Raw genomic sequence first — 20,643 nt, forward strand, 5'->3', positions numbered from 1 at the left:
TGATTACAGTTTTAAGTCATATGTAAATGCGAGATAATACAAACCTCCGATCTCAGGACCTGCCGCGTATTGAAAATAACGTCTGTTCAGCAAGTTCGTTGCTCCGATTTTTACATTGGCATGAATTTCTGGAAGTTTCCACGTAGCCTGAGCATCTATGGTATAATAAGCGGGAATATTCCCTGATGCTAAAGGACTTTCCCACATAAAACTGTTCTGCCATCTTGCCACAAGCGTAAATCCAATATTTTTGATGATCTCTCTGTTTCCTACACTTACATTGACCATCCATTTTGGAGTGTTGAATGCTGTAATAAACAGATCTGATGAATTATTGGATGCAAGATCATTATAAGATACGTTGGCATTTACGTTGTAATTTCCGGTAATGTTATAACGGATGCCTAATGAGGTTCCATAGCTTTTATAAGTGGTGTTGCTATTGGTGTAGACTCTGTAACGATCCTGTTTGCTTCGGTCAAGCATGGCAAGAACAGCAGTATTGCTTCCGATCTGACTGTTTTTAGGAACAGCGACTTCTACCTGTCCCAAAAATCCTTCATAGATATTGTAATAAAAATCCCAGTCAAGAACGAGTTTATTATTAAAGAACACAGATTTATAGCCTACTTCAAATGAATTGATCTTTTCCGGTTGCAGTTTTTGAAGATTAGCAACAGCTAAGAGATGTTTATTATCCTGAGCAGCCTGGTTTTGGCTCTTTCCATAGTCTATATCTGCATTTACGGCAGAAGTAAATTTATCAATAGAAGCCAAAGTATAAGAATTTTCCAGATAGCCTAATCCGTCATTTACTTTTGAAAGACCTCCTACTCGTCGTACATTTCCGTTATTAACGAAGGAAAGTGCTTCAAATAAGGATGGAAATCGGTATCCATTTTGAAAAGATGCTCTGAAATTATGTTGATTGACAGGGGAATATACAATACTTATTCTTGGGTTTAATTTAGCTTCAAACTCCGGATTTCTATCTATACGTAAAGCAGCATTAAGCTTTAATTTATCATCAAAGAATACTTTTGTAATCTGTGCAAAGGCTCCATACTTCTGATAAATAACGTCTTTCCCGAATGTTCCATCGGATAAAGGAATATTTCTTTCAGTGACAGGTCTGTCAAAATCTACAAAATTATTTCCATCCGGAGTTATGCTGTACAAACGGTAATCTATTCCTGCAAGAAGATTGAATATTTTTACAAATCGGGTAAAATCATAAGTTAATTCACTCTGATAAAATCTTGATTTCTGTTCAAGCTTTGCACCGCCTGTTGCCGGAGCGCCAACAATTCCTGCGTTTACGGAGTCCCAGTTATTGATTCCGATGATGGTATTTTTCAACTGTTCAAAGGCTGTGGTTCCGGGTACTGCTCTATTTTTGTCTGCTACTTGTCTTGCCAGACTGAAAGCTTCATTAAGGTTTACTCCTGCATTTAAATTATTCTGAAGTGATGTCTGAAATATATTTTTCCAGTTGTTATTTGAAAGATTGGTAAGATCTAAGTTATCTGCTAAAGGTTTTAAGTTATAGGAATCACCAGTATTTTCAATAGAAACATAAGCTCTGAAAGTAAGTTCTTTACCTGTAAGTTCTACTTTATGATTCTGAACGGTGGCATTCTGGAGACGGATTTTATTTCCTCTCTGAAAAGTTCCGTCCAATAATCCATATCGGTAGACATAAGATGCTTTCCACTGATCTCCAAAGCGGTAATATAATCCTGCATCAAATTTTATGTTCTTTACCTCCGGGCTTACCAGATCTTTTTCCAGATATCCTGTTCTCGAAACATTGAAAGTGGTTGGTTTGCCATTATAGTCAACCTTTACGGCTACCCTGTTGTTTCTTTCGTCGCCATATTTATTCCATAGATCTTCGGCGGGATTATTTGTCAGAGAAAAATTGGGATTGGCTGTAACCAGAGAACCCGGGTTCTGATCTGTATGATTGTTTGAAATCCAGTCTGTTCCGGTAAAGTAAGAAGCATTGACTTTAATGGCAAGGTTATTATTGAGTGCTTTGGCAAATCGGATAGCACTTTCTCCCAGAGAACTTATTTTATGATTAAAATTATCTACATGATTGACACCGCCACGAAAGTAAACACTTAATCCCTGTGAAGTAAACGGATCTTTTGTTTGAAGGCTGGCAAGCCCGTTAATAGCATTCATTCCATACAAAGCTGAAGCAGCTCCGGGAGTGACTTCCATAGATTGAATATCGAGTTCTGTAGGACCAATCGCATTGCCAAGAGGCACGCCCAAAGTGGCAGACTGCACGTCTACTCCATCTACCAGCTGCATAAATCTGAAGTTATTCGGAGAATTAAAACCTCTTGAATTGGGGATTTTCAACGTAAGACTGGAAGTAAGAAGCTGTAAGCCTTTTACATTTTCCAAAGTTTCATAAAAAGAGGCAGCAGGACTTTCTCGGATCGTTTTAATATCAATTTTTTCGATGGCTATCGGAGATCTTAATATCTTTTCAGGAGTTCTTGATGCTGAAATAACAACTGCGTCAATGATTGTATTCTGAGGATTAAGCCCGATGGTTATTTTATTGGATGATGAAAGCACTTCAACGGTTTGGCTGCTAAAACCGTCTTTATTAATAACCAATCGAAAAGGAATGGTAACTCTTGTTCTGATCTTAAAATTTCCGGATTCATCTGTAAATGCATTGTCTTCTGAATTTTCTATCTGTACTTTTACGGAATCAAGACCTTTACGGGTTCCTGTATTTTTTATTGTTCCACTTAATTCAATAAGCTGCTGCTGTGCTTCTGCCAGGTTAAAAAATAGAAATGTGAATGCAATAATACCAGCTTTAGGCAGAAAATTTCCATGTTTTTTGTTTTTCATTTTTTCTTCATTTTTAGGTTAAGAATGAAGCTGTCTGAACTTTTACATTGATTATTTTTAACTAAAAAGGCACAAGAATCTTAAACACTTAAGTTTTTTTAAGAGTTAAATTTCATGAATAAGAAGTACACTTAAGTATTTTGAAAGTCTTTTATTTTAAACTTACTTATTTGAGCTAAAGTGTTTAAAAATGAAAGCTTTTGTGCCTTTTGTGGTTGTACAAAGTTCAGACAACTTTGTTTGTATTGTTATTTGAGAATCAACAACACATGCACATTCGTCTACCTGAAAGAAGAGGTTGATTGTTTTTGTTTTTAGTCAGATCATATTGAAAATTAGTCATATATTCAATTTAAGGTTTGTAAGTAACGGTATGAAAAATCACCAAATGTTTCTTCTGTAAGCTTTTGTTTTGTATAAATGCTAAACAACTCATCTAAAGTGGTAAGAATTTCTTCTTCACCAATATTTTCTTTAAACTTTGTATTCAGTCTCAGCCCCAATCGATCTCCACCGATGTGTAGGTTGTATTTGCCGTAAGCGGTTCCTACAAATCCGATTTCTGCATTGGGAGAACGTCCGCAGCCATTAGGACAACCTGTCATTCTGATGGTAATATCATCTTCTAAAAGACCATGTTTTTCAAGAATAGGCTCTATTTTGGTGACTAAAGACGGTAAATATCGCTGCGCTTCTGCTAGTGCCAGAGAACAAGTGTTTAAAGCAACACAGGCAACGGAATTTTTACGCAAAGCACTTGCATTTTCTGTATATTTTGAAATGCCATATTCCTGTAAAAGGTTTTCTACTAATACTTTATCCTGATCATTGATATCTGAAATAATCAGATTTTGATTACAGGTAAATCTGAAATTAACCTTTGTGGTCTGCGCAATTTTTAATAATCCTGATTTTAAAGGATAATCTTCTGTATCCAGTACTCTTCCATGTTCTACAAAGACTGTATAAAACCATTTTCCTTCATGATTCTGCGTCCAGCCATAGCGGTCTTTTCTTTGTTCAAACTTAAATTCTCTTGCCGGTTCAAAACTGAATCCGGTTCTTTTTTCCACTTCAGCCCTGTACTGATCTATTCCCAGTTTATCAATAGTATATTTTAACCTTGAAAGTTTTCTGTCACTTCTGTTCCCAAAGTCACGTTGCACGGTGATAATTTCGTACACAGCCTTTAAAGCCTTTTCTTCTGAATCTACAAATCCAAGTACGGAAGCAAGACGTGCATAAGTAGCTTCATTTCCGTGTGTAGCACCTAAGCCTCCACCTGCTGCAATGTTATAGCCTACAATCTCATTGTTTTCAATAATGGCGATAAGCGCTATATCATTAATGAATACATCTACATCATTATTAGGAGGAACAGCAATCCCGATTTTTAATTTTCTGGGAAGATATCTATCCTGATACAAAGGATCTTCTTCTGTTTTTCTGTCAATAATAAGTTCATCATCAATCCAGACATCATAATAAGACTTTGTTTTCGGAAGACACATTTCACTGATTTTACCAGCCAGTTCATACGTCTGCTGATGTAAAGGCGATTCTGAAGGGTTTGCAGTACAGGTTACATTTCTGTTGACATCACCACACGCCGCAATGGAATCAAGATGATTGATATTAAAGCTTTGAATGGTAGGTCTTAAATGTGATTTTAAAATACCATGCAGTTGAAGCGTTTGTCTTGTTGTTATTTTGATGGTTCCTGTGGAGTGGTCTTTAGCAATATCATTCACACCAATCCATTGATCTGAGGTCAGAAAGCCACCGGGAAGCCTAAGTCTGATCATATAGGAATACAGCCATTCCAGTTTTTTTGCCACACGCTCTTCCCTTCTATCTCTGTCGTCCTGCTGGTACATTCCGTGGAATTTGATCAGCGTTTGGTCATCTTCTCTTATCGCGCCAGTAAAGTCATCGGCAAGACTTTCTTTTAATGTTCCTCTGAGCCCGTTACTTTGGGTTTTGATTCTTTCTACCGGTGAAAGATTATCTTTATTGCTCATAATTGTTTTCTTTTAATAATTGAGATTCCTTTAATAAACGTCTTTAGCATATCTTCCGCTAAGCTCCATCTCTTCCAGATAATGAAGTGCTTCTTCTTTGCTGCGTTTTCCCTGTTGCTGAATAATATTCAAAAGTGTGTCTTCCACATCCTTGCTCATAGGATCTTTTGTGCCACATACATACACTGATGCTCCCCCTTCAAGCCAGTAAAAAACTTCCTGTGCTTTTTGTTCAAGCTTATGCTGTACATATATTTTTTCTGCGGTGTCTCTGGAAAAAGCGAGGTCCAAATGAGTAAGGCTTCCGGTTTTAAGGAAATCCTGAATTTCAGATTGATAAATGAAATCTGAGACAAAATTCCTTTCTCCGAAAAACAGCCAGTTTTTCCCTTCCCCTCCTACCGCATCACGTTCCCAAAGGAATGATCTGAAAGGTGCAATTCCTGTTCCCGGTCCTATCATAATAATATCTTTATCCGGTTCAGGAAGTTTAAAGTGTCCGGCATCCTGAATATAGAACTCAACGTCTTCTCCTTCATTAAATTCACTTAAAAATCCACTGCATAATCCTTTGTGTTTTTCATGGTCAATAAAGAACTCAGATTTGGCAACAGTGATATGTATTTCATTTTCGCCATGGGCTTCCGGTGATGAAGATATAGAGTACAGACGGGGTGCCTGACCTGTTAATATCTGAATCACTTCTTCAAATTCCTCTGCATTTTTTACAGGATAAATTCTTAGAAGATCAAGAAGACTCAAACGAACTTCGGGAATAGAATGTCCTGTTATTTTTGCATATTGAGCTACGACAGATTTAAGCAAGTAGCTAATATTTAAATGCTTGTGTAAAAGCTCTTCAACAGTATCTGTTATTTTTGGAGTTGAAATTTGTTTATTAGGATCAATTCCTGTTAACGTAATAATCTCCTCAACAATTGTTTTTGAATTGAAAGGAAGAACTCCTAATGCTGCACCAGGTTGATATACTAATGCTTCTTCAGTTTCTATTTCAATATGATAAGTCTCCTTTTCAGAAGTAATATCATTGAGATTAAGGATTGCGGATATTTTTCCCTGATACTTTTTTCTTCCCGTTGAAACCTTTTGCACAGTTGCATTTTTACTGCTGATTCCTGAAGTTTTATTAACAGCTTCTGATATGTGTTCAATCCAGTTCTGAGCGTCTTGTTCGTAATCAATATCACATTTTTTTAATGGGATAATGCGTTGTCCGCCAAGGTTTTCAAAGCGCGAATCCACATCTTCACCTGTCTTACAGAAGAGAGGATAGCTGCTGTCTCCCAATGCCAGAACTCCAAATTTCAGATTGCTGAGATTGATTTCATTCTCGTAGATATAATCATAGAATTTCTTGGCAAGAACCGGAGGATCGCCTTCTCCCTGGGTACTGATGACCACAAAAAAGAATTCTTCTTTGCTAAGGTCTTTGGCTTTGTATTGAGACAGGTCGGTTAATTTCACCTGAATTCCTTTTTTCTTAATGATTCCTGCTAATGAGGTAGCAAGTTTCTTACTGTTTCCGGTTTCTGTGCCATAAGCAAGGGTGATTTTCTTTACCGCATTTTGTATTGAATGATCAATTTGTTGTGGAGGTAAAGCCGCTGTTAATGTGGTTCCTCCCGCAAGTCCTGCAAGATAACCACTTGCCCAGATGGCTTCATCCCGGGATAAGTCTACAGATATTTGTTTTAATACATTGAGTTTCGTTTCAGACAGCATATTCAAAGAAATTTTGATTGTTTGGGATTACACTTCCATTCTCTACCGATTTGAAATAAAGACCTTCCTTTCCGGTATTTTCCAGCCACGAAAATTCTTCATGGAGATTTACTATTTTTCCTACAATTACCAGCGATGGTGAAGCGAATACTTTATCACCAAAAGTAGTGTTGAAGTCATCAAATGATGAAGTATAGACCTTCTGATAAGGTGTTGTAGCCTGTTCAATGACTGCAATTTTTTTATCGTCGGAAATTTCAAGCTGCCTGAATTTCTCTACAAGGCTGGTAAGATTTCCTTTAGACATATAGAAAACAAGGGTATCACTGGTTGTGGCAAGTTCTTTCCAATATTCTTCATTAAGGATGTCTGATTTGTAATATGTCAGAAAACGCACAGATGTTGAATATCCTCTTGCCGTCAAAGGCATCCCTGCAAATGCTGCTGCTCCCAGCGCTGCTGTAATTCCCGGAATGATTTCGTAGGGAATGTAGTTTTGTTTTAAAGCCTGCAATTCATCCAGAATATTGGAGAAGATGGAAACATCACCTCCTTTAAGTCTTACGATCGTTTTATTCTGACGGGCATACTCCACCATTAGGGTATTGATATGAGATTGGGGAGTAGATGCGTTTTTACTGCATTCTTTACCTACATAGATTATTTCTGTACCTTCATTAGCGTACATTTCCAGAATTTCAGGGCTTACAAGACGATCACATAAGATGACGTCTGCTTTTGCAATGGCATTTACAGCTTTTACAGTGATAAGTTCAGGGTTGCCGGGTCCTGCACCGATAAGGTAAACCTTTGGTGATTTTATATTTGTTTTCATTGAAGTCGGTTAATTAAGGTGTTAGAAGAGTCCTTCTACAGACAGATACCTTTCTCCGGTATCGTAATTGATGGTAAGGATTTTAGCTTTAGATTGTATTTCCGGTAAATGTTTTGCGATGGCTGCCAAAGCTGCTCCTGTAGAAACTCCTACAAAAAGACCTTCTTTTTTGGCTGCATTGATGGCATATTCGTAAGCTTCATCTTTACCTACTGTAATAACTCCGTCAAGTAATGTTAAATCTAAAATAGATGGTACAAATCCTGCTCCAAGTCCCTGTAAAGGATGTGGTGCCGGGCTTCCTCCGCTTAATACAGGAGATAATTCCGGTTCTACGGCAATTACTTTTACGTTGGGATATTTTTCTTTTACGGTTTTTGCAATTCCGGTGATATGTCCTCCGGTTCCTACTCCGGTAATGATATAATCCAGCCCATCAGGGAAGTCTTGTAAAATTTCCTGAGCGGTTGTTTCTGTATGTACTTTTACGTTTGCAGGATTATCAAACTGTCTTGGAATCCATGACTTTGGGGTTTCTTCTGCCAGTTCATTTGCTTTTTCAATGGCACCTTTCATTCCTTTTTCTCTTGGCGTCAGTACGAATTCAGCTCCGTAAGCTTCCATGATCTTGCGGCGTTCGATACTCATGCTTTCAGGCATTACGAGAATAAGCTTATATCCTTTTACAGCAGCTACCAGGGCAAGTCCTATTCCTGTATTTCCGCTTGTAGGCTCTATAATTGTACTGTCTTTGCTTAATAATCCTTTGGCTTCGGCATCTTCTATCATTGCTAATGCAATTCTGTCCTTAATACTACCTCCAGGGTTGCTTTTTTCCAGTTTGATCCAGACTTCGTGATCTGTATTGAAAAGATTATTAATTTTTACGACGGGTGTATTCCCTATCGTTTCTAATGCGTTCTGAAATTTCATATCAATATAATTTTTATTTTTTTGCTTTCTATATTACAAAGGTTAAAGATTCCGGTAAAGAGCTGTTATCCTTTATTTTTATTTCACTTTTATGATAGACCAGAGAATTGGGTGGTACATCCTGAGTGATCCATACATTTCCTCCGATAATACTTTCTCTGCCTATGGTTGTATTTCCTCCTAAAATTGTTGCTCCTGAATAGATAATGACATGATCTTCAATATTAGGATGTCTTTTTTGGTTGGCTTTTTCTTTAGAAACATTTAAGGCTCCGAGAGTTACTCCCTGATAAATTTTAACATGATTTCCTATAATGGTGGTTTCGCCAATGACAATTCCTGTTCCGTGATCTATGAAAAAAGATTCTCCAATCACTGCTCCCGGATGAATATCAATTCCTGTTTTGCTGTGGGCATATTCTGAAATGACACGTGGTAATATTTTCACTTCCTGGCGCCATAACTGATGCGAAATACGATAAACATAAGTTGCAAAGAAACCTGGATAAGCAAGATATACTTCTTCAAGAGAATCTGCTGCAGGATCGAATTCCAGAATAGATTTTGCGTCTAAAACAAGCTTGTCATACAATTCAGGGAGCGTCTCAAAGAACTGTTTAACATGTGTTTCTGCATTTTCTTTGTCCGCTGTGATAATCGTGATCAGATCCAAAAGTGTTTTTTGTAAATCTTCAAATCTGCTTTTCAGCTGCTCTTCACTATTGTCATTCTGAGGAAGGAAAAGTACTTCGTACAAATCTTTCACCCATTTTTTTGTCTTTATCTTATCAAAGAATCCATGAATATTATTTTGTTTCGTCTGATGAATTCTTGCAATTAAATTAATTGGAATAGCCATTTTTCTATTGAATTATACAGGCTGCAACGGTAGAATTTGAGGTTTCATCCACTAAAATTGCTGATCCTGTTGTTTTATTACTTATAAAACTATCATAGACCAAAGGTTGTGCCGTTCGAAGGGTAACTTTCACAATTTCATTAAGTTTGATTTCGCTTTCAATATGTTCATGCTGAAGCGTATTGACATTGATTTTATAATCCACTTCCTTCACAATAGCTTTTACAACTCTGCTGTTTTGCTGAAGCAGGTATTTGTTGCCTGGCTGTAATGGTTTTTGATCCAGCCAGCATAAAAGTATTTCAAGATCTTTTTCTACCGCCGGAAGTTCTTCTGTTGTAGCAAAAATGTCTCCTCTGCTGATATCCAGATCGTGTGTAATATGAATAACCGCCGGCTGTCCTTCCACTACTTCTTCTTTTTCGATTCCGTTTATTTCAATCTTAGAGATTTCACTTGTTAACCCTGCCGGAAGAATGTGTACAGAATCTCCTTTTTTGAATTTTCCGCTTAATATCTGCCCTGCATAACCTCTGTAATCATGCAATTCTTCAGTCTGAGGACGAATCACATACTGTACCTGAAAACGGTTTCCTTTATTTTGTTCTTCGTTCAATGTTACCTGTTCCAGATATTCTAAAAGTGATTTTCCTTCATACCATTCAGTTCTGGATGAGATGGAAACGATGTTATCTCCTTTTAATGCGGAAATCGGGAAATAGCTTACGTCATTTAAGTCCAGATTTTCTGCAATTTTTGAATAGTCTGCTTTAATGGTTTCAAAAACATCTTCTGAATAATCCACCATATCCATTTTATTAATTGCAACAGCTACTTTTTTCAGTTTTAAAAGAGATGCAATAATGGAATGTCTTCTGGTTTGTTCAATAACACCTTTACGAGCGTCAATAAGAATGACCATCAGATCGGAATTGGATGCCCCGGTGATCATATTACGGGTATATTGTACATGTCCCGGAGCATCGGCAATGATAAATTTCCTTTTGGGTGTTGAGAAATAGCGGTAGGCAACATCAATGGTTATTCCCTGCTCTCTTTCTGCTCTCAGCCCATCAGTTAAAAGGGCTAAGTCTACACCGTCTTCATTTTTGTTTTTAGAATGTTTCTCTAGTACTTCCAGCTGATCCTGTAAAATACTTTTGCTATCGTAAAGCAGTCTTCCGATAAGGGTACTTTTCCCATCATCTACGCTTCCTGCTGTTATAAATCTTAATATATCCATCTGTTTTTGTTTATGAGTAATGAATAATGAGCAATGAGTAATAGTTAATATTATAATTAAAAGCTATAAAATCAATTGTTTATCTAAAAATAACCGCCTTTTTTACGGTCTTCCATAGCTGCTTCTGTTACTCTGTCATCGATTCTTGTTTCCCCACGTTCTGAAATTCTTGTTGCTACAATCTCTTCAATAACGGCATCAATGGTTTCTGCATAAGATTCTACAGCGGCAGTGCATGTCATATCACCTACAGTTCGGTAACGAATTTTCTTTGTGGTAATAATATCTTCAGGCTCTAAGAATACATGCTCTGAATTGGCAAGCCATTGTCCGTTAAAATCTACAACTTCCCTTTCGTGCGAGAAATAGATAGAGGGTAAGGCTATTTTTTCTCTGCGGATATAGTTCCAGATGTCAAGCTCAGTCCAGTTACTGATTGGGAAAACTCTTACATTTTCTCCTTTGTGAATCTTTCCATTAAAGATATTCCACAGCTCCGGGCGCTGAAGTTTCGGATCCCATTGCCCGAATTCATCACGAACAGAGAATATTCTTTCTTTGGCGCGGGCTTTTTCTTCATCTCTTCTGGCTCCTCCTATGCATGCATCAAATTCAAATTCTTCAATTGTATCTAATAAAGTATAGGTTTGCAGCCAGTTTCTGCTTGGGAATTTACCTTTTGCTTCAGTGAGTTTTTTACTTTTGATCGTATCTTCTACTTTTCTTGCCACTAAATCTATTCCCAGCTGCTCAACCAGTTGATCCCGGAACTCAAGGACTTCGGGAAAATTATGTCCTGTGTCTACATGAACGAATTTGAAAGGAATCTTCCCGTGAAAGAATGCCTTTCTTGCCAGGTGAGCCAGTACAATACTGTCTTTTCCACCACTGAATAATAAAGCGGGACGCTCAAACTGTCCGGCAACTTCTCTTAATATGTAAATAGATTCGGCTTCCAGCTGATCTAAATAGTTTAATTGTTGTATTGACATTTTTATCTTTTTTATTGATGAATATGCAGACCGCACTCTTTTTTATTAGCATCTTCCCACCACCAGCGTCCTGCCCTGAAATCTTCTCCTTCCTGAATAGCTCTTGTACATGGTTCACATCCAATGCTTACAAAACCTTTTTTATGGAGATAGTTGTAAGGTAAATGATTGTCTTTTACATAGTCTGTCACCTGTTCAGTGCTCCAGTGAAGAATCGGATGAAACTTAATGATCTTATTATCTTCATCCCATTCCAATGCAGGCATATTTTGTCTGTTGGGAGAATGTTCGGCTCTTAAACCTGTGATCCAAACTTTATATCCTTGTAATGCTTTTTTCAATGGATGTACCTTACGGATTGTACAGCATGCTTTTCTTTGATCCACAGATTGATAAAATGAATTGGGACCGTTTTGGGATACAAAATTTCTCAGTTCTTCTGTGTCCGGATAATAGGCTTTAATCTCCTTTTTAAAGAAGGCTTTTGTAGAAGCCCACGTTTCATAGGTTTGTTCAAAAAGTCTTCCGGTGTCCAACGTAAAAATATCAACCTCTAAGTTTTTTATCAGATGAGTGATTACCTGATCCTCATAGCTGAAGCTGGTAGAAAAAACCACTTCATTCGGAAATCTTTCTATCAGTCTTTGCAAAAAATCGGCTTGAGAAGACTCTCCTGCAAGCTCTTCCTGAAGTTTTTCGAATTCAATTTTCAGACTATTTTCCATTTTCATTTGAAATTTGTTGTTGCAAATATATATAAAATTCTATAACTCCTATCAAAATAGTAGAATTTAAATGAAAAAAAATTTAATCTTTATTGATAAACTTAGTCAGAGTTGCCTCCATCATGCTTTTTCTGGTCTTTTCACGCACGATCATTAATTCTTTTCTGAGATAGCATACTGCTTCATCTACACAATCATCACATGCTTCATAGAAGTTTAAAGAAACGCATGGCGTAAGCGCAATGGGACCATCAAAAATGCGATAAATGTCTGCTAAAGATACATCATCAGGAGATTTTAACAGGTAATACCCTCCTACTTTACCTTGTTTGCTGTTAACAAGTTTAGCTCTTTTAAGTTCCAGAAGGATCTGCTCTAAGAATTTTTTGGGAATATTTTCGTCCTGTGCAATGACTGAAGTGGGCAGATAGCCTTGATTGTAATTTCTTGCTAACCTGACCATGGCTTTTAGTGCGTATTTGCAACGTTTGGACATCATAATTTATGCAAGGTATGACAAATTATCTTATAAATGAAATGTTTTCCGCTTAATGCTGAATTTCTCATGTAATCGCAAAAGCCCATAAAAGTCTTTTAACACTTAAGTTGATTTTAAGTTACAAGCAAACTACAGAGAAGTTCTCTTAAGTTAAAAAAATCAAAGATTTCTATGTTAATCTGCTAAATCCGTTAAATCTGCGAGCAAGAAATCACGCGTAAACATCTGTAGGTCAGTGGTTAGGGATTAAGTTGCAAAAGTTTATTTTAAGTGAAAAACTGGATGCAGATCTGCTTGCCATAAATTATTCGTAAATATCTGTGGTTAATATAGATGTTATAATACAAAATAAGCTAATTCTCTGCCTTCTTCAATTAGATTTTCATTTCTGTTAAATCCGCATTTAAGAAGTACCTTTTGAGAACCGATATTATCAAGATCTGTTATGGCAACAATTTCTTTCTTTTCATCTATTGAAAGGCAATAATCAACAACTGCTTTACATATTTGAGTCCCGATTCCTTTTCCCCAATAGTTTTCTCCGAGAATATATCCAATTTCTGTTTGATTAGGATTATGGTGGAAAACTCTGGCAAGACATATTCCAACAAAATTATCATTCTGAGCATCAAATATTCCCCATCGGCTGAATGGTCCTTCTTTATAATCTGATAATGCTTTCTCGAACATTGCTTTAAACTCTTCAGGAGATTTGTAAGGCAGATGACGAGTAACATTTTCATTTTTAAATAGATCTAAAAATAAATTGAGGTCCTGAGAAGTAAACTCCCGTATGATAATGGTATCATTTTTAAAATACATAAGAATAATTTGCATTTGAAATTGATGAATAAAATTACGTAAATAAACTCACAATTGTCGATAAAACCTGATAATATTCGTAATAAAGCAAAAATGGGCTTAAATTTTTAAGCCCATCTTTTATTCAACAAGTGAATAACTAACATATCAATACTAAATTATTTCATTAAATGCATGTTTTGATCCTATTTTTTAATGAACTTTTGGGAAGATTTCCCTAAAGAAGTTTCAATATCAATTAAATAAGTTCCGCTTAGGAAGTTTTTAACATCAACCTTATCACCAATAACTTTAGCATTCATTTTTCTTCCAAACATGTCGTAAACAGAAATTGATTTAATTTTTCCTTTTGTTTTAATATTTAATACATCAGAAACTGGATTTGGATAGATGGATGTTTCTGAGTTTGTTGTATCAACGTCTGAAGTGGATAATGATGATAATGCACAAGGGGTTGTAATATTGCCATTTGGTTGTGTATTATATCCAAATTCAGTTACAGAATAACCTGAACCATTGGTTTCAACAATCAATTTGAAATAACCGTTAATATTGTAGCCTTCGAATTGGTTTCTAAAACCAACATAAGCGGTTTTGCCAGACCAGTTAGTGTATGTAGGTGTGTACACATCAAGTTGTCCGGGAGTACCAGTTGGATAACCTATATTATTTGCATTAGTTATAGTGGTACAAGCCGGAATTAAACTAATATTTCTTGTTCCTGTTTCACATACTAATCCTTTCCAATAGGTTTCCAATTTTAATTGATTTGCTCCATAGTACCAAGCGCCATACCCTGCATCATCACTAAGCTCCGGGTTAATGATAAAATATTTCCAAGTTGCTCCGGAGTTAGTTGTTACTGTTGTTACAGTTGGGTTGGCATAACTTTCCAGAGGAGTTCCTGTAACTATTTTATAGGGATCTTTGTAAGAAAAAGTTAATGCCAAAGCTGTAGTTGACCCTAATGAAGCTACACCTCCTGTTATAGCCGGATTTCGGAATGTAATTGATGAGTTCAAGACCTGGCTTTTAGAATGACTGGTTGCCGCACCATTTATGGTAAGTGTAGCAGTAGTAGGGCTTGTAACTGTTATAGCTGCTGTTAGTCCTGTTGGTAATGAAGACGTGAAATGTGTTCCTGCAGTAAGAACTGTTCCATTGGGTACGGCAAATGTTGCTCCGTTTAGCGTAATTGTTGATTTAGGGGCAGATGCTACTGTTCCATCTAATGACACGGCTCCACTATTGTTTAAGTTTTCTGTAAATGTACTGTTGCTAAGGGTTAACTTAGGAGGAGTATTGGCAACTCCGGTTGCAATTAAGTTGGCAGGCTGCCATAAATTTATTCGCGAAGGATGGTTTAATGCTGCCAGCATTCTGTCAACTTGTCCATTGGTAAACATTTTATAACAGCCGGAAGAACCATTGTATCCCATATAGTTTTCAACGTTTACTTTTTGTCCAAGACAGTTGTTTCCAGTTGTACATCCTAATCCGGAAGAAGCATTTTCTACAGGGGTGTCAGCAACTCCATCACCATCATTACTTGGGTTTGCAGTTGAACATGGAATATTAAACGTGTGTTGAAGATTTAACCAATGTCCAAATTCGTGAGTAAATGTATCAGAAAACTCGTTTGAAGCCACTGTTCCTGAAGCATTAAATATATAACGTCCATTATAAACAACTCTGGCTGTATTTACTGAAGCCATGTATGAATCCGGATACCAGGCAACTCCCGATTGATATAAATCCTTATCAGCATAGAGATCATTTTGTATATACACATTCATATACTTTGCATTATCCCATGCATCTGCGCCAATTTCTGCATCATATCCACCTCCATTGCCATATCCGCCTTTGAAAGGATGAAAAATCACTCCGCTTGTTGCTTTTCCTGTTGGATCAATTTTAGCTAATCGAAATTCAATATTTAATGTTCCTCTGATGGATTGGAAGTCAGGATCTACAGTATTTGAATCAGTGTTGATTCCATTGAAATTTAAATTGATCTGTTGCAGTAAGTCAACTACTTTTTGGTGATTTACTTTTACATTACTTTGAGATTCTCCATACACATGAAAAACCACAGGGATGATGTAGGTTGGATTGTTGATCTTATTATCTAGTGAATTTTTGTTTGATCCCCTTTTTTTTATGAAATCTTTGGTGTATTTCTCAAAATTTTCATATTCAGCCTTAGATTTTGGGTGCAGTTCAAAATGTTTTTTCATCATTTCATCTGCCTTACACTCATGAGGTCTGGTTTCTTGAGCAAAACCTATTATTGGAAATAGGGAAACAAGTAGTAATTTAAATTTTTTCATGATTTTTGGATTTGTTTGTTAATAAATTGTTTTGGGTTTAATTTTGTGTGTTATGTGATGTTTTTTTAACTAAATCTTTCAGGGTTGAATATCTTTATCTCAACCGTTGGCTTTTGGTCATTGGCAAGCTCAGAAACTGTCTTTCCGAAAATAGGTCCTAGACTTAAGCCCATCATTCCGCCGCCGCCTGCAATAATCAGATTTTTTAGTTTGGAAGACTGTCCCAGATAAGGAAGTCCATCTGGTGCACAAGGTCTGTAGCCGAACCATATTTCCGATTCTTTAGGTAATTTTACCTGGAAATCAGGCATATATTTAGGAATAGAATTTACGATCCCCTCTACTCTTTTCATATTTACTTTATCATGGTGAGAAGCCAGCTCCATAGTTCCCCCAAAACGGATGTGCCCATTCATTGGGGTTACCGCTACTCTTGCTTCCAGTAATAATGCTGCATGCTCCAATCTGTTGACTGGATTTTCAGGAGTATGCATGAATGAATAACCTTTCCCTGGCATCAGTTGAATTTTAATCCCTGCTTTTTGAGCCAATTCAGGTAAAAATGAACCTCCGGTCATAATGAAACGATCAGCAGAGAATTTTTTACCATTAGCTATTAATGCTTTAATAGCATTCCCCGCAATTTCGTAACCTGTTACTTTATGTTGTGTATGGAAGACTACCCCATTACTTTTAAGGTAAGCGATCATTTGTTTCATCAGTTTCATGGGGTTCATATGACCATCACATTTGTAATTGATACCTCCGATAACATCCAGCTGAATATTGGGTTCCAGTTCCTGAATTCCTTTTTTATCCAAAATGTCAACAGGAAGTCCCAGACTGATGGCTTTATGGGCTAGCTCTGTTTCTTCTTCTGCCACTTTTTCGGTTTTATAAAGCATTAGAATTCCGTTTTGATTCAATTCAAAATTAAATTCTTCTTTTCTAGCAATTTCATTGTAAAGGCTGCTACTTGCGAGATTGAGATCCCTGATTGCTGCTGCAGAACGGTCTACATGGTTCTGATTGGAATGTTTCAGAAATTTTAATCCCCATGATAGTAATTGAGTACTGAGTGATGGTTTTACATAGAACGGACTTTTACTGTCGAACATCCATCGAATTCCCTGTGCAATAACTCCGGGAGCAGCCAAAGGGGTAAAATGGCTTGGTACAATCATTCCTGCATTGCCGTAAGAGCAATTATTATCAAGATCATTTTGTTCCAGAATTTCTACCTGCCAACCTTTCTCCAAAAGATAATATGCTGAACTTAACCCTGCGATTCCGGCACCTATAATCAGTGCTTTGCCTTTATTTTGTGTCATAACTCGTTGTAAATTTTACATTACCTGAAATCCTTGCCAGTAAGGATCTTCATCATCAATAATAATCTGGTTGTAGCCGGTAATTCTCGCCCAGCCTTCTACTGAAGGGATAATAGCCGGTTTTCCATCAACAGTTGCTGTTCCTTCAATTCTTCCGATAAACTGGGAACCGATATAGCTTTCATGGATAAATTCTTCCCCTTCTTTTAACTTGCCTTTTGCATACCACTGAGCCATTCTTGCCGAAGTTCCTGTACCACAAGGTGAACGGTCTAAAGCATTCTCGCCTACTAATACAGCGTTCCTTCCGCTTGCCTTGGGATCTGAAGGATTACCTGTCCACTGGATATGACTTAATCCGGAAATATGCTCATTTTCAGGATGGATGAACTGGTATTTTTCATTAAGCAGTTTTCTGATGATTTTCCCATAATGGATAAGCTGGCTAGCCGAGAAATCTGAAATATCTCTAAAGTTTTCCTGTGGATCAATGATGGCGTAAAAGTTCCCACCATAAGCAACATCAGCCTTTATCAATCCCAGATCTGGGCATTCCACTTCAAGATTTTCAGCATAAAGGAAAGACTTTACGTTGGTCAGTTTTACAGATTTCACTTTTTTTCCTTCCTGGATATAATCTATGAGAATAAGTCCCGCTGGTGTTTCTAATCGTAATTTTCCAGGGATTTTAGGAACAACGAGTCCTTCTTCTATAGCAATGGTAATTGTTCCGATTGTTCCGTGCCCACACATGGGAAGACAACCACTGGTTTCAATATATAGAACACCAATATCATTTGCTTCATCAATCGGTGGATAGAGAATACTTCCGCTCATCATATCATGTCCTCGGGGTTCAAACATTAATCCTTTTCTGATCCAATCATATTCTTTCATGAAGTGAAGCCTGCGCTCCATCATAGAATTTCCTTTCAAAATAGGTCCTCCACCGGCAACAAGACGTACCGGACATCCACAGGTATGGGAGTCTATGCAAAAAAATGTTCTGTTCATACGGTTTCTAGTTTTAATGATCCTGTATTTACCTGTCCCTCTACAATTCTGCTGATTTGTAATGGATTTTCATTCTTCAGTTCTTCTGGTAAGAATTCATCTGACCAGTTTTGAAAAGAAATGGGACGCACAAATCGTTTAACGGCATCCGGTCCTACGGAAGTAAAGCGGGAATCTGTAGTTGCAGGAAATGGTCCTCCGTGCTGCATAGCGTAAACAACCTCTACTCCGGTGGGCATTCCGTTGAATAAAAGCCTTCCGCATTTATCTTTCAAAAGATTAATCAGTTCAGCATTTTTGCGTACATCATCCGAAGTTGCTGCTACAGTAATAGTTAATTGTCCTTTGAGATTTTGAGCGATCCGGATAAGTTCTTCCTGATTTTCACAGATAACAATGATTCCAAAAGGTCCGAAGACTTCTTCACTTAGCACTGGGTTATTGAGGAAACTTTGAGCATTAGTTTTTATAATAGTGACACTTGCTTTCCCTTCTTCAGTTTCTGTTGTGACAATGATTTCAGTATCAGGCTGTTTTACGGTGTTTGATTTATGCTTTTCAAAACTTTCATATATGCCATTATTAAGCATCTTAGCAGGTTTAATTTCCTGAATTTCATTTCTCACAGCAGCGATAAAGCGATCCAGAGACTGACCCTTAATAGAAATAAATACTCCCGGATTGGTGCAGAACTGACCTACTCCTAATGTTAATGAACTGATATATTCTTTAGCTAATGCTTCTGCTTTATTCTCAATTAAATGTTGAAGCGCAAATATCGGGTTGATGCTTCCCATTTCTGCAAATACAGGAATAGGGTTTTCACGATGATGGGCAATATCAAACAAAGCTTTCCCACCATTGAAAGAACCGGTAAATGCTACTGCCTGAATATCTTTGTGCTGTGTTAAATAAGCCCCAATTTCATAGGATGTTCCCGTAATATGGCTGAAAATACCTTCGGGCCATCCGAATTCTTTTACAGCATTTGTTATAGCATCAGCCATCATCTGAGAGGTTTGAGGATGTGCAGGATGTGCTTTTACAATAACAGGACAGCCTGCTCCTATGGCACTTGCCGTATCACCTCCTGCTGTGGAAAAAGCAAAAGGAAAGTTACTGGCTCCGAAAACGACCACAGGTCCTATACCTATATTATATTTTCTGAGATCTCCTTTTTGTTTCTCAGGTTGGGCAAGATCAATTCTGGGATCACTATAAATTCCTGAAGCTACTGCCTTTGCGTAACTTCTCCATTGCCCTATTGTTCTGGCTTTTTCACCAACAAGTCTAGCCAGAGGTAGTGATGTCTCAACATGGGCGATCTGGGTAAGTTCTTCTCCTAAAGCTTCAATCTGATCGGCAACAGCATTCATCAATGCAGCTCTTTCTTTTATTGTTGTATTCTTTAGGAATTGGTATGCTCGGGAAGCCATTTGAATTCTTAACTCAATATTTTCTTTTGATGTTTCTTCAATCATAGCTTTTGTTTTTGGTATTAATTTAATATTGGGCGATTCTTTCTGCCTTCTTCAATAATTTTATTGACTTTTTCAGCTTCTTCTCCCTGAAGTTCAAGACGTGGAGCTCTTACATAAGGATTGCTGATTCCTTCGGCGGTAGCAGCCAGCTTGATATATTGGATAAGCTTTGGATGAATATCTAATTCTAATAATGGCATAAACCATCTGTAAAGGGCAACCGCTTTATCATATTCACCTGTTTTGGCATAGTTGTACATAGCCATTGTTTCATTTGGAAAGGCATCTACCAACCCTGCTACCAAGCCATCAGCTCCAAGCATCAGGGTTTCAAGGCAGATGGTGTCTACTCCGCCAAGAATTTTAATCCTTTTTCCGAAACGGTTGATCATTCTGGTTACATTGGCAAGATCTCTTGTAGATTCTTTAACAGCTTGAATAGTTGGATATTCAATAAGTTCGTCAAACATTTCCAGCGTTACATAAATTCCGTAATCAACAGGGTTATTATAGATAAGGATAGGAAGGTCTGTAGCAGTAGCAACCGCTTTAAAATATTCTACAACTTCACGGCTGTCAGCTTTGTAACGCATTGGTGGAAGAAGCATTAATCCGTCAGCTCCTAGTTCTTTTGCTTTTTGGGCAAAGTTTACTGCATTTTTAGTAGTATTTTCAGAAAGGTTAAGGATAACCGGAATTCTGCCCTGTGTAATTTTTTTTGCGTATTGAAGAAGTTCAAATTTTTCTTCAGTTTCCAAAGCACTGGCTTCTCCTAATGTTCCGGCAAGGATAATTCCGTGAACTCCGGCTTTAATCTGGGCTTCTGTATTAATCGCAAACATTTCAAAATCAATCTTTCCTTCTTTCGTAAAAGGAGTTAATACAGCAGGATAAATTCCTTCCCAGTTTAGTTTTGTACTCATATCAAATAA

The 20,643-nt window shown here is 37.2% G+C and carries 16 protein-coding genes; all 16 read right to left on the reverse strand.

Annotation, left to right across the window (positions count from 1 at the left end):
• Positions 1–3 precede the first annotated feature (3 nt).
• Positions 4–2,880 carry a TonB-dependent receptor gene (locus BBI01_RS09225; protein ID WP_065394388.1) on the reverse strand — a complete coding sequence of 959 codons (2,877 nt, stop codon included), beginning with the start codon at positions 2,878–2,880 and terminating at the stop codon, positions 4–6.
• 347 nt (positions 2,881–3,227) lie between these two features.
• The gene (locus BBI01_RS09230; RefSeq protein ID WP_065394389.1) at positions 3,228–4,901 is read right to left on the reverse strand and encodes an NADPH-dependent assimilatory sulfite reductase hemoprotein subunit; all 1,674 of its coding nucleotides are present in this window, start codon (positions 4,899–4,901) and stop codon (positions 3,228–3,230) included.
• Between the two features lie 30 nt (positions 4,902–4,931).
• Complete coding sequence (locus tag BBI01_RS09235; protein WP_065394390.1) at positions 4,932–6,644, reverse strand: diflavin oxidoreductase; 1,713 nt, start codon at positions 6,642–6,644, stop codon at positions 4,932–4,934.
• Positions 6,634–7,479 carry a uroporphyrinogen-III C-methyltransferase gene (cobA, locus tag BBI01_RS09240; protein WP_065394391.1) on the reverse strand — a complete coding sequence of 282 codons (846 nt, stop codon included), beginning with the start codon at positions 7,477–7,479 and terminating at the stop codon, positions 6,634–6,636. The genes BBI01_RS09235 and cobA overlap by 11 nt, the downstream gene beginning before the upstream one ends.
• A 21-nt stretch (positions 7,480–7,500) precedes the next feature.
• Positions 7,501–8,412, reverse strand: coding sequence for a cysteine synthase A (gene cysK / locus BBI01_RS09245; RefSeq protein WP_065394392.1), 912 nt, complete (start codon positions 8,410–8,412; stop codon positions 7,501–7,503).
• Positions 8,413–8,440: 28 nt separating this feature from the next.
• Positions 8,441–9,271 carry a serine O-acetyltransferase EpsC gene (epsC, locus tag BBI01_RS09250; protein WP_065394393.1) on the reverse strand — a complete coding sequence of 277 codons (831 nt, stop codon included), beginning with the start codon at positions 9,269–9,271 and terminating at the stop codon, positions 8,441–8,443.
• A 4-nt stretch (positions 9,272–9,275) separates the two neighbouring features.
• Complete coding sequence (locus tag BBI01_RS09255; RefSeq protein ID WP_065394394.1) at positions 9,276–10,514, reverse strand: sulfate adenylyltransferase subunit 1; 1,239 nt, start codon at positions 10,512–10,514, stop codon at positions 9,276–9,278.
• A gap of 83 nt (positions 10,515–10,597) precedes the next feature.
• The gene (gene cysD / locus BBI01_RS09260; protein ID WP_065394395.1) at positions 10,598–11,506 is read right to left on the reverse strand and encodes a sulfate adenylyltransferase subunit CysD; all 909 of its coding nucleotides are present in this window, start codon (positions 11,504–11,506) and stop codon (positions 10,598–10,600) included.
• A gap of 11 nt (positions 11,507–11,517) precedes the next feature.
• On the reverse strand, positions 11,518–12,231 hold the full coding sequence (locus BBI01_RS09265) for a phosphoadenylyl-sulfate reductase (protein WP_065394812.1): 714 nt from the start codon (positions 12,229–12,231) through the stop codon (positions 11,518–11,520).
• An 82-nt stretch (positions 12,232–12,313) separates the two neighbouring features.
• Entirely contained in the window at positions 12,314–12,730 is a 417-nt protein-coding gene (locus BBI01_RS09270) for an RrF2 family transcriptional regulator (protein WP_065394396.1), read from the reverse strand.
• A gap of 336 nt (positions 12,731–13,066) precedes the next feature.
• On the reverse strand, positions 13,067–13,552 hold the full coding sequence (locus BBI01_RS09275) for a GNAT family N-acetyltransferase (protein ID WP_065394813.1): 486 nt from the start codon (positions 13,550–13,552) through the stop codon (positions 13,067–13,069).
• Positions 13,553–13,737: 185 nt separating this feature from the next.
• The gene (locus BBI01_RS09280; protein WP_065394397.1) at positions 13,738–15,885 is read right to left on the reverse strand and encodes a M43 family zinc metalloprotease; all 2,148 of its coding nucleotides are present in this window, start codon (positions 15,883–15,885) and stop codon (positions 13,738–13,740) included.
• Between the two features lie 65 nt (positions 15,886–15,950).
• Positions 15,951–17,216 (reverse strand): NAD(P)/FAD-dependent oxidoreductase, encoded by a 1,266-nt coding sequence (locus BBI01_RS09285; RefSeq protein ID WP_065394398.1) that lies wholly within the window; start codon positions 17,214–17,216, stop codon positions 15,951–15,953.
• A 15-nt stretch (positions 17,217–17,231) separates the two neighbouring features.
• A complete protein-coding gene (locus BBI01_RS09290) occupies positions 17,232–18,230 on the reverse strand; it encodes a 4-hydroxyproline epimerase (protein WP_065394399.1) in 999 nt (332 codons plus the stop codon).
• Positions 18,227–19,711, reverse strand: a complete 1,485-nt coding sequence (locus BBI01_RS09295) for an aldehyde dehydrogenase (NADP(+)) (RefSeq protein WP_065394400.1) — start codon at positions 19,709–19,711, stop codon at positions 18,227–18,229. Before BBI01_RS09295 ends, BBI01_RS09290 begins: the two co-directional genes overlap by 4 nt.
• 17 nt (positions 19,712–19,728) lie before the next feature.
• Positions 19,729–20,634 (reverse strand): dihydrodipicolinate synthase family protein, encoded by a 906-nt coding sequence (locus BBI01_RS09300; RefSeq protein WP_065394401.1) that lies wholly within the window; start codon positions 20,632–20,634, stop codon positions 19,729–19,731.
• Positions 20,635–20,643 lie beyond the last annotated feature (9 nt).

Source organism: Chryseobacterium artocarpi, from assembly GCF_001684975.1.
GTDB classification, from domain to species: domain Bacteria; phylum Bacteroidota; class Bacteroidia; order Flavobacteriales; family Weeksellaceae; genus Chryseobacterium; species Chryseobacterium artocarpi.

Coding starts and splice junctions, on each gene's coding strand:
- BBI01_RS09225 (WP_065394388.1), bottom strand. CDS start 2,880: ATGAAAAACAAAAAACATGGAAATTTTCTGCCTAAAGCTGGTATTATT.
- BBI01_RS09230 (WP_065394389.1), bottom strand. CDS start 4,901: ATGAGCAATAAAGATAATCTTTCACCGGTAGAAAGAATCAAAACCCAA.
- BBI01_RS09235 (WP_065394390.1), bottom strand. CDS start 6,644: ATGCTGTCTGAAACGAAACTCAATGTATTAAAACAAATATCTGTAGAC.
- cobA (WP_065394391.1), bottom strand. CDS start 7,479: ATGAAAACAAATATAAAATCACCAAAGGTTTACCTTATCGGTGCAGGA.
- cysK (WP_065394392.1), bottom strand. CDS start 8,412: ATGAAATTTCAGAACGCATTAGAAACGATAGGGAATACACCCGTCGTA.
- epsC (WP_065394393.1), bottom strand. CDS start 9,271: ATGGCTATTCCAATTAATTTAATTGCAAGAATTCATCAGACGAAACAA.
- BBI01_RS09255 (WP_065394394.1), bottom strand. CDS start 10,514: ATGGATATATTAAGATTTATAACAGCAGGAAGCGTAGATGATGGGAAA.
- cysD (WP_065394395.1), bottom strand. CDS start 11,506: ATGTCAATACAACAATTAAACTATTTAGATCAGCTGGAAGCCGAATCT.
- BBI01_RS09265 (WP_065394812.1), bottom strand. CDS start 12,231: ATGGAAAATAGTCTGAAAATTGAATTCGAAAAACTTCAGGAAGAGCTT.
- BBI01_RS09270 (WP_065394396.1), bottom strand. CDS start 12,730: ATGATGTCCAAACGTTGCAAATACGCACTAAAAGCCATGGTCAGGTTA.
- BBI01_RS09275 (WP_065394813.1), bottom strand. CDS start 13,552: ATGTATTTTAAAAATGATACCATTATCATACGGGAGTTTACTTCTCAG.
- BBI01_RS09280 (WP_065394397.1), bottom strand. CDS start 15,885: ATGAAAAAATTTAAATTACTACTTGTTTCCCTATTTCCAATAATAGGT.
- BBI01_RS09285 (WP_065394398.1), bottom strand. CDS start 17,216: ATGACACAAAATAAAGGCAAAGCACTGATTATAGGTGCCGGAATCGCA.
- BBI01_RS09290 (WP_065394399.1), bottom strand. CDS start 18,230: ATGAACAGAACATTTTTTTGCATAGACTCCCATACCTGTGGATGTCCG.
- BBI01_RS09295 (WP_065394400.1), bottom strand. CDS start 19,711: ATGATTGAAGAAACATCAAAAGAAAATATTGAGTTAAGAATTCAAATG.
- BBI01_RS09300 (WP_065394401.1), bottom strand. CDS start 20,634: ATGAGTACAAAACTAAACTGGGAAGGAATTTATCCTGCTGTATTAACT.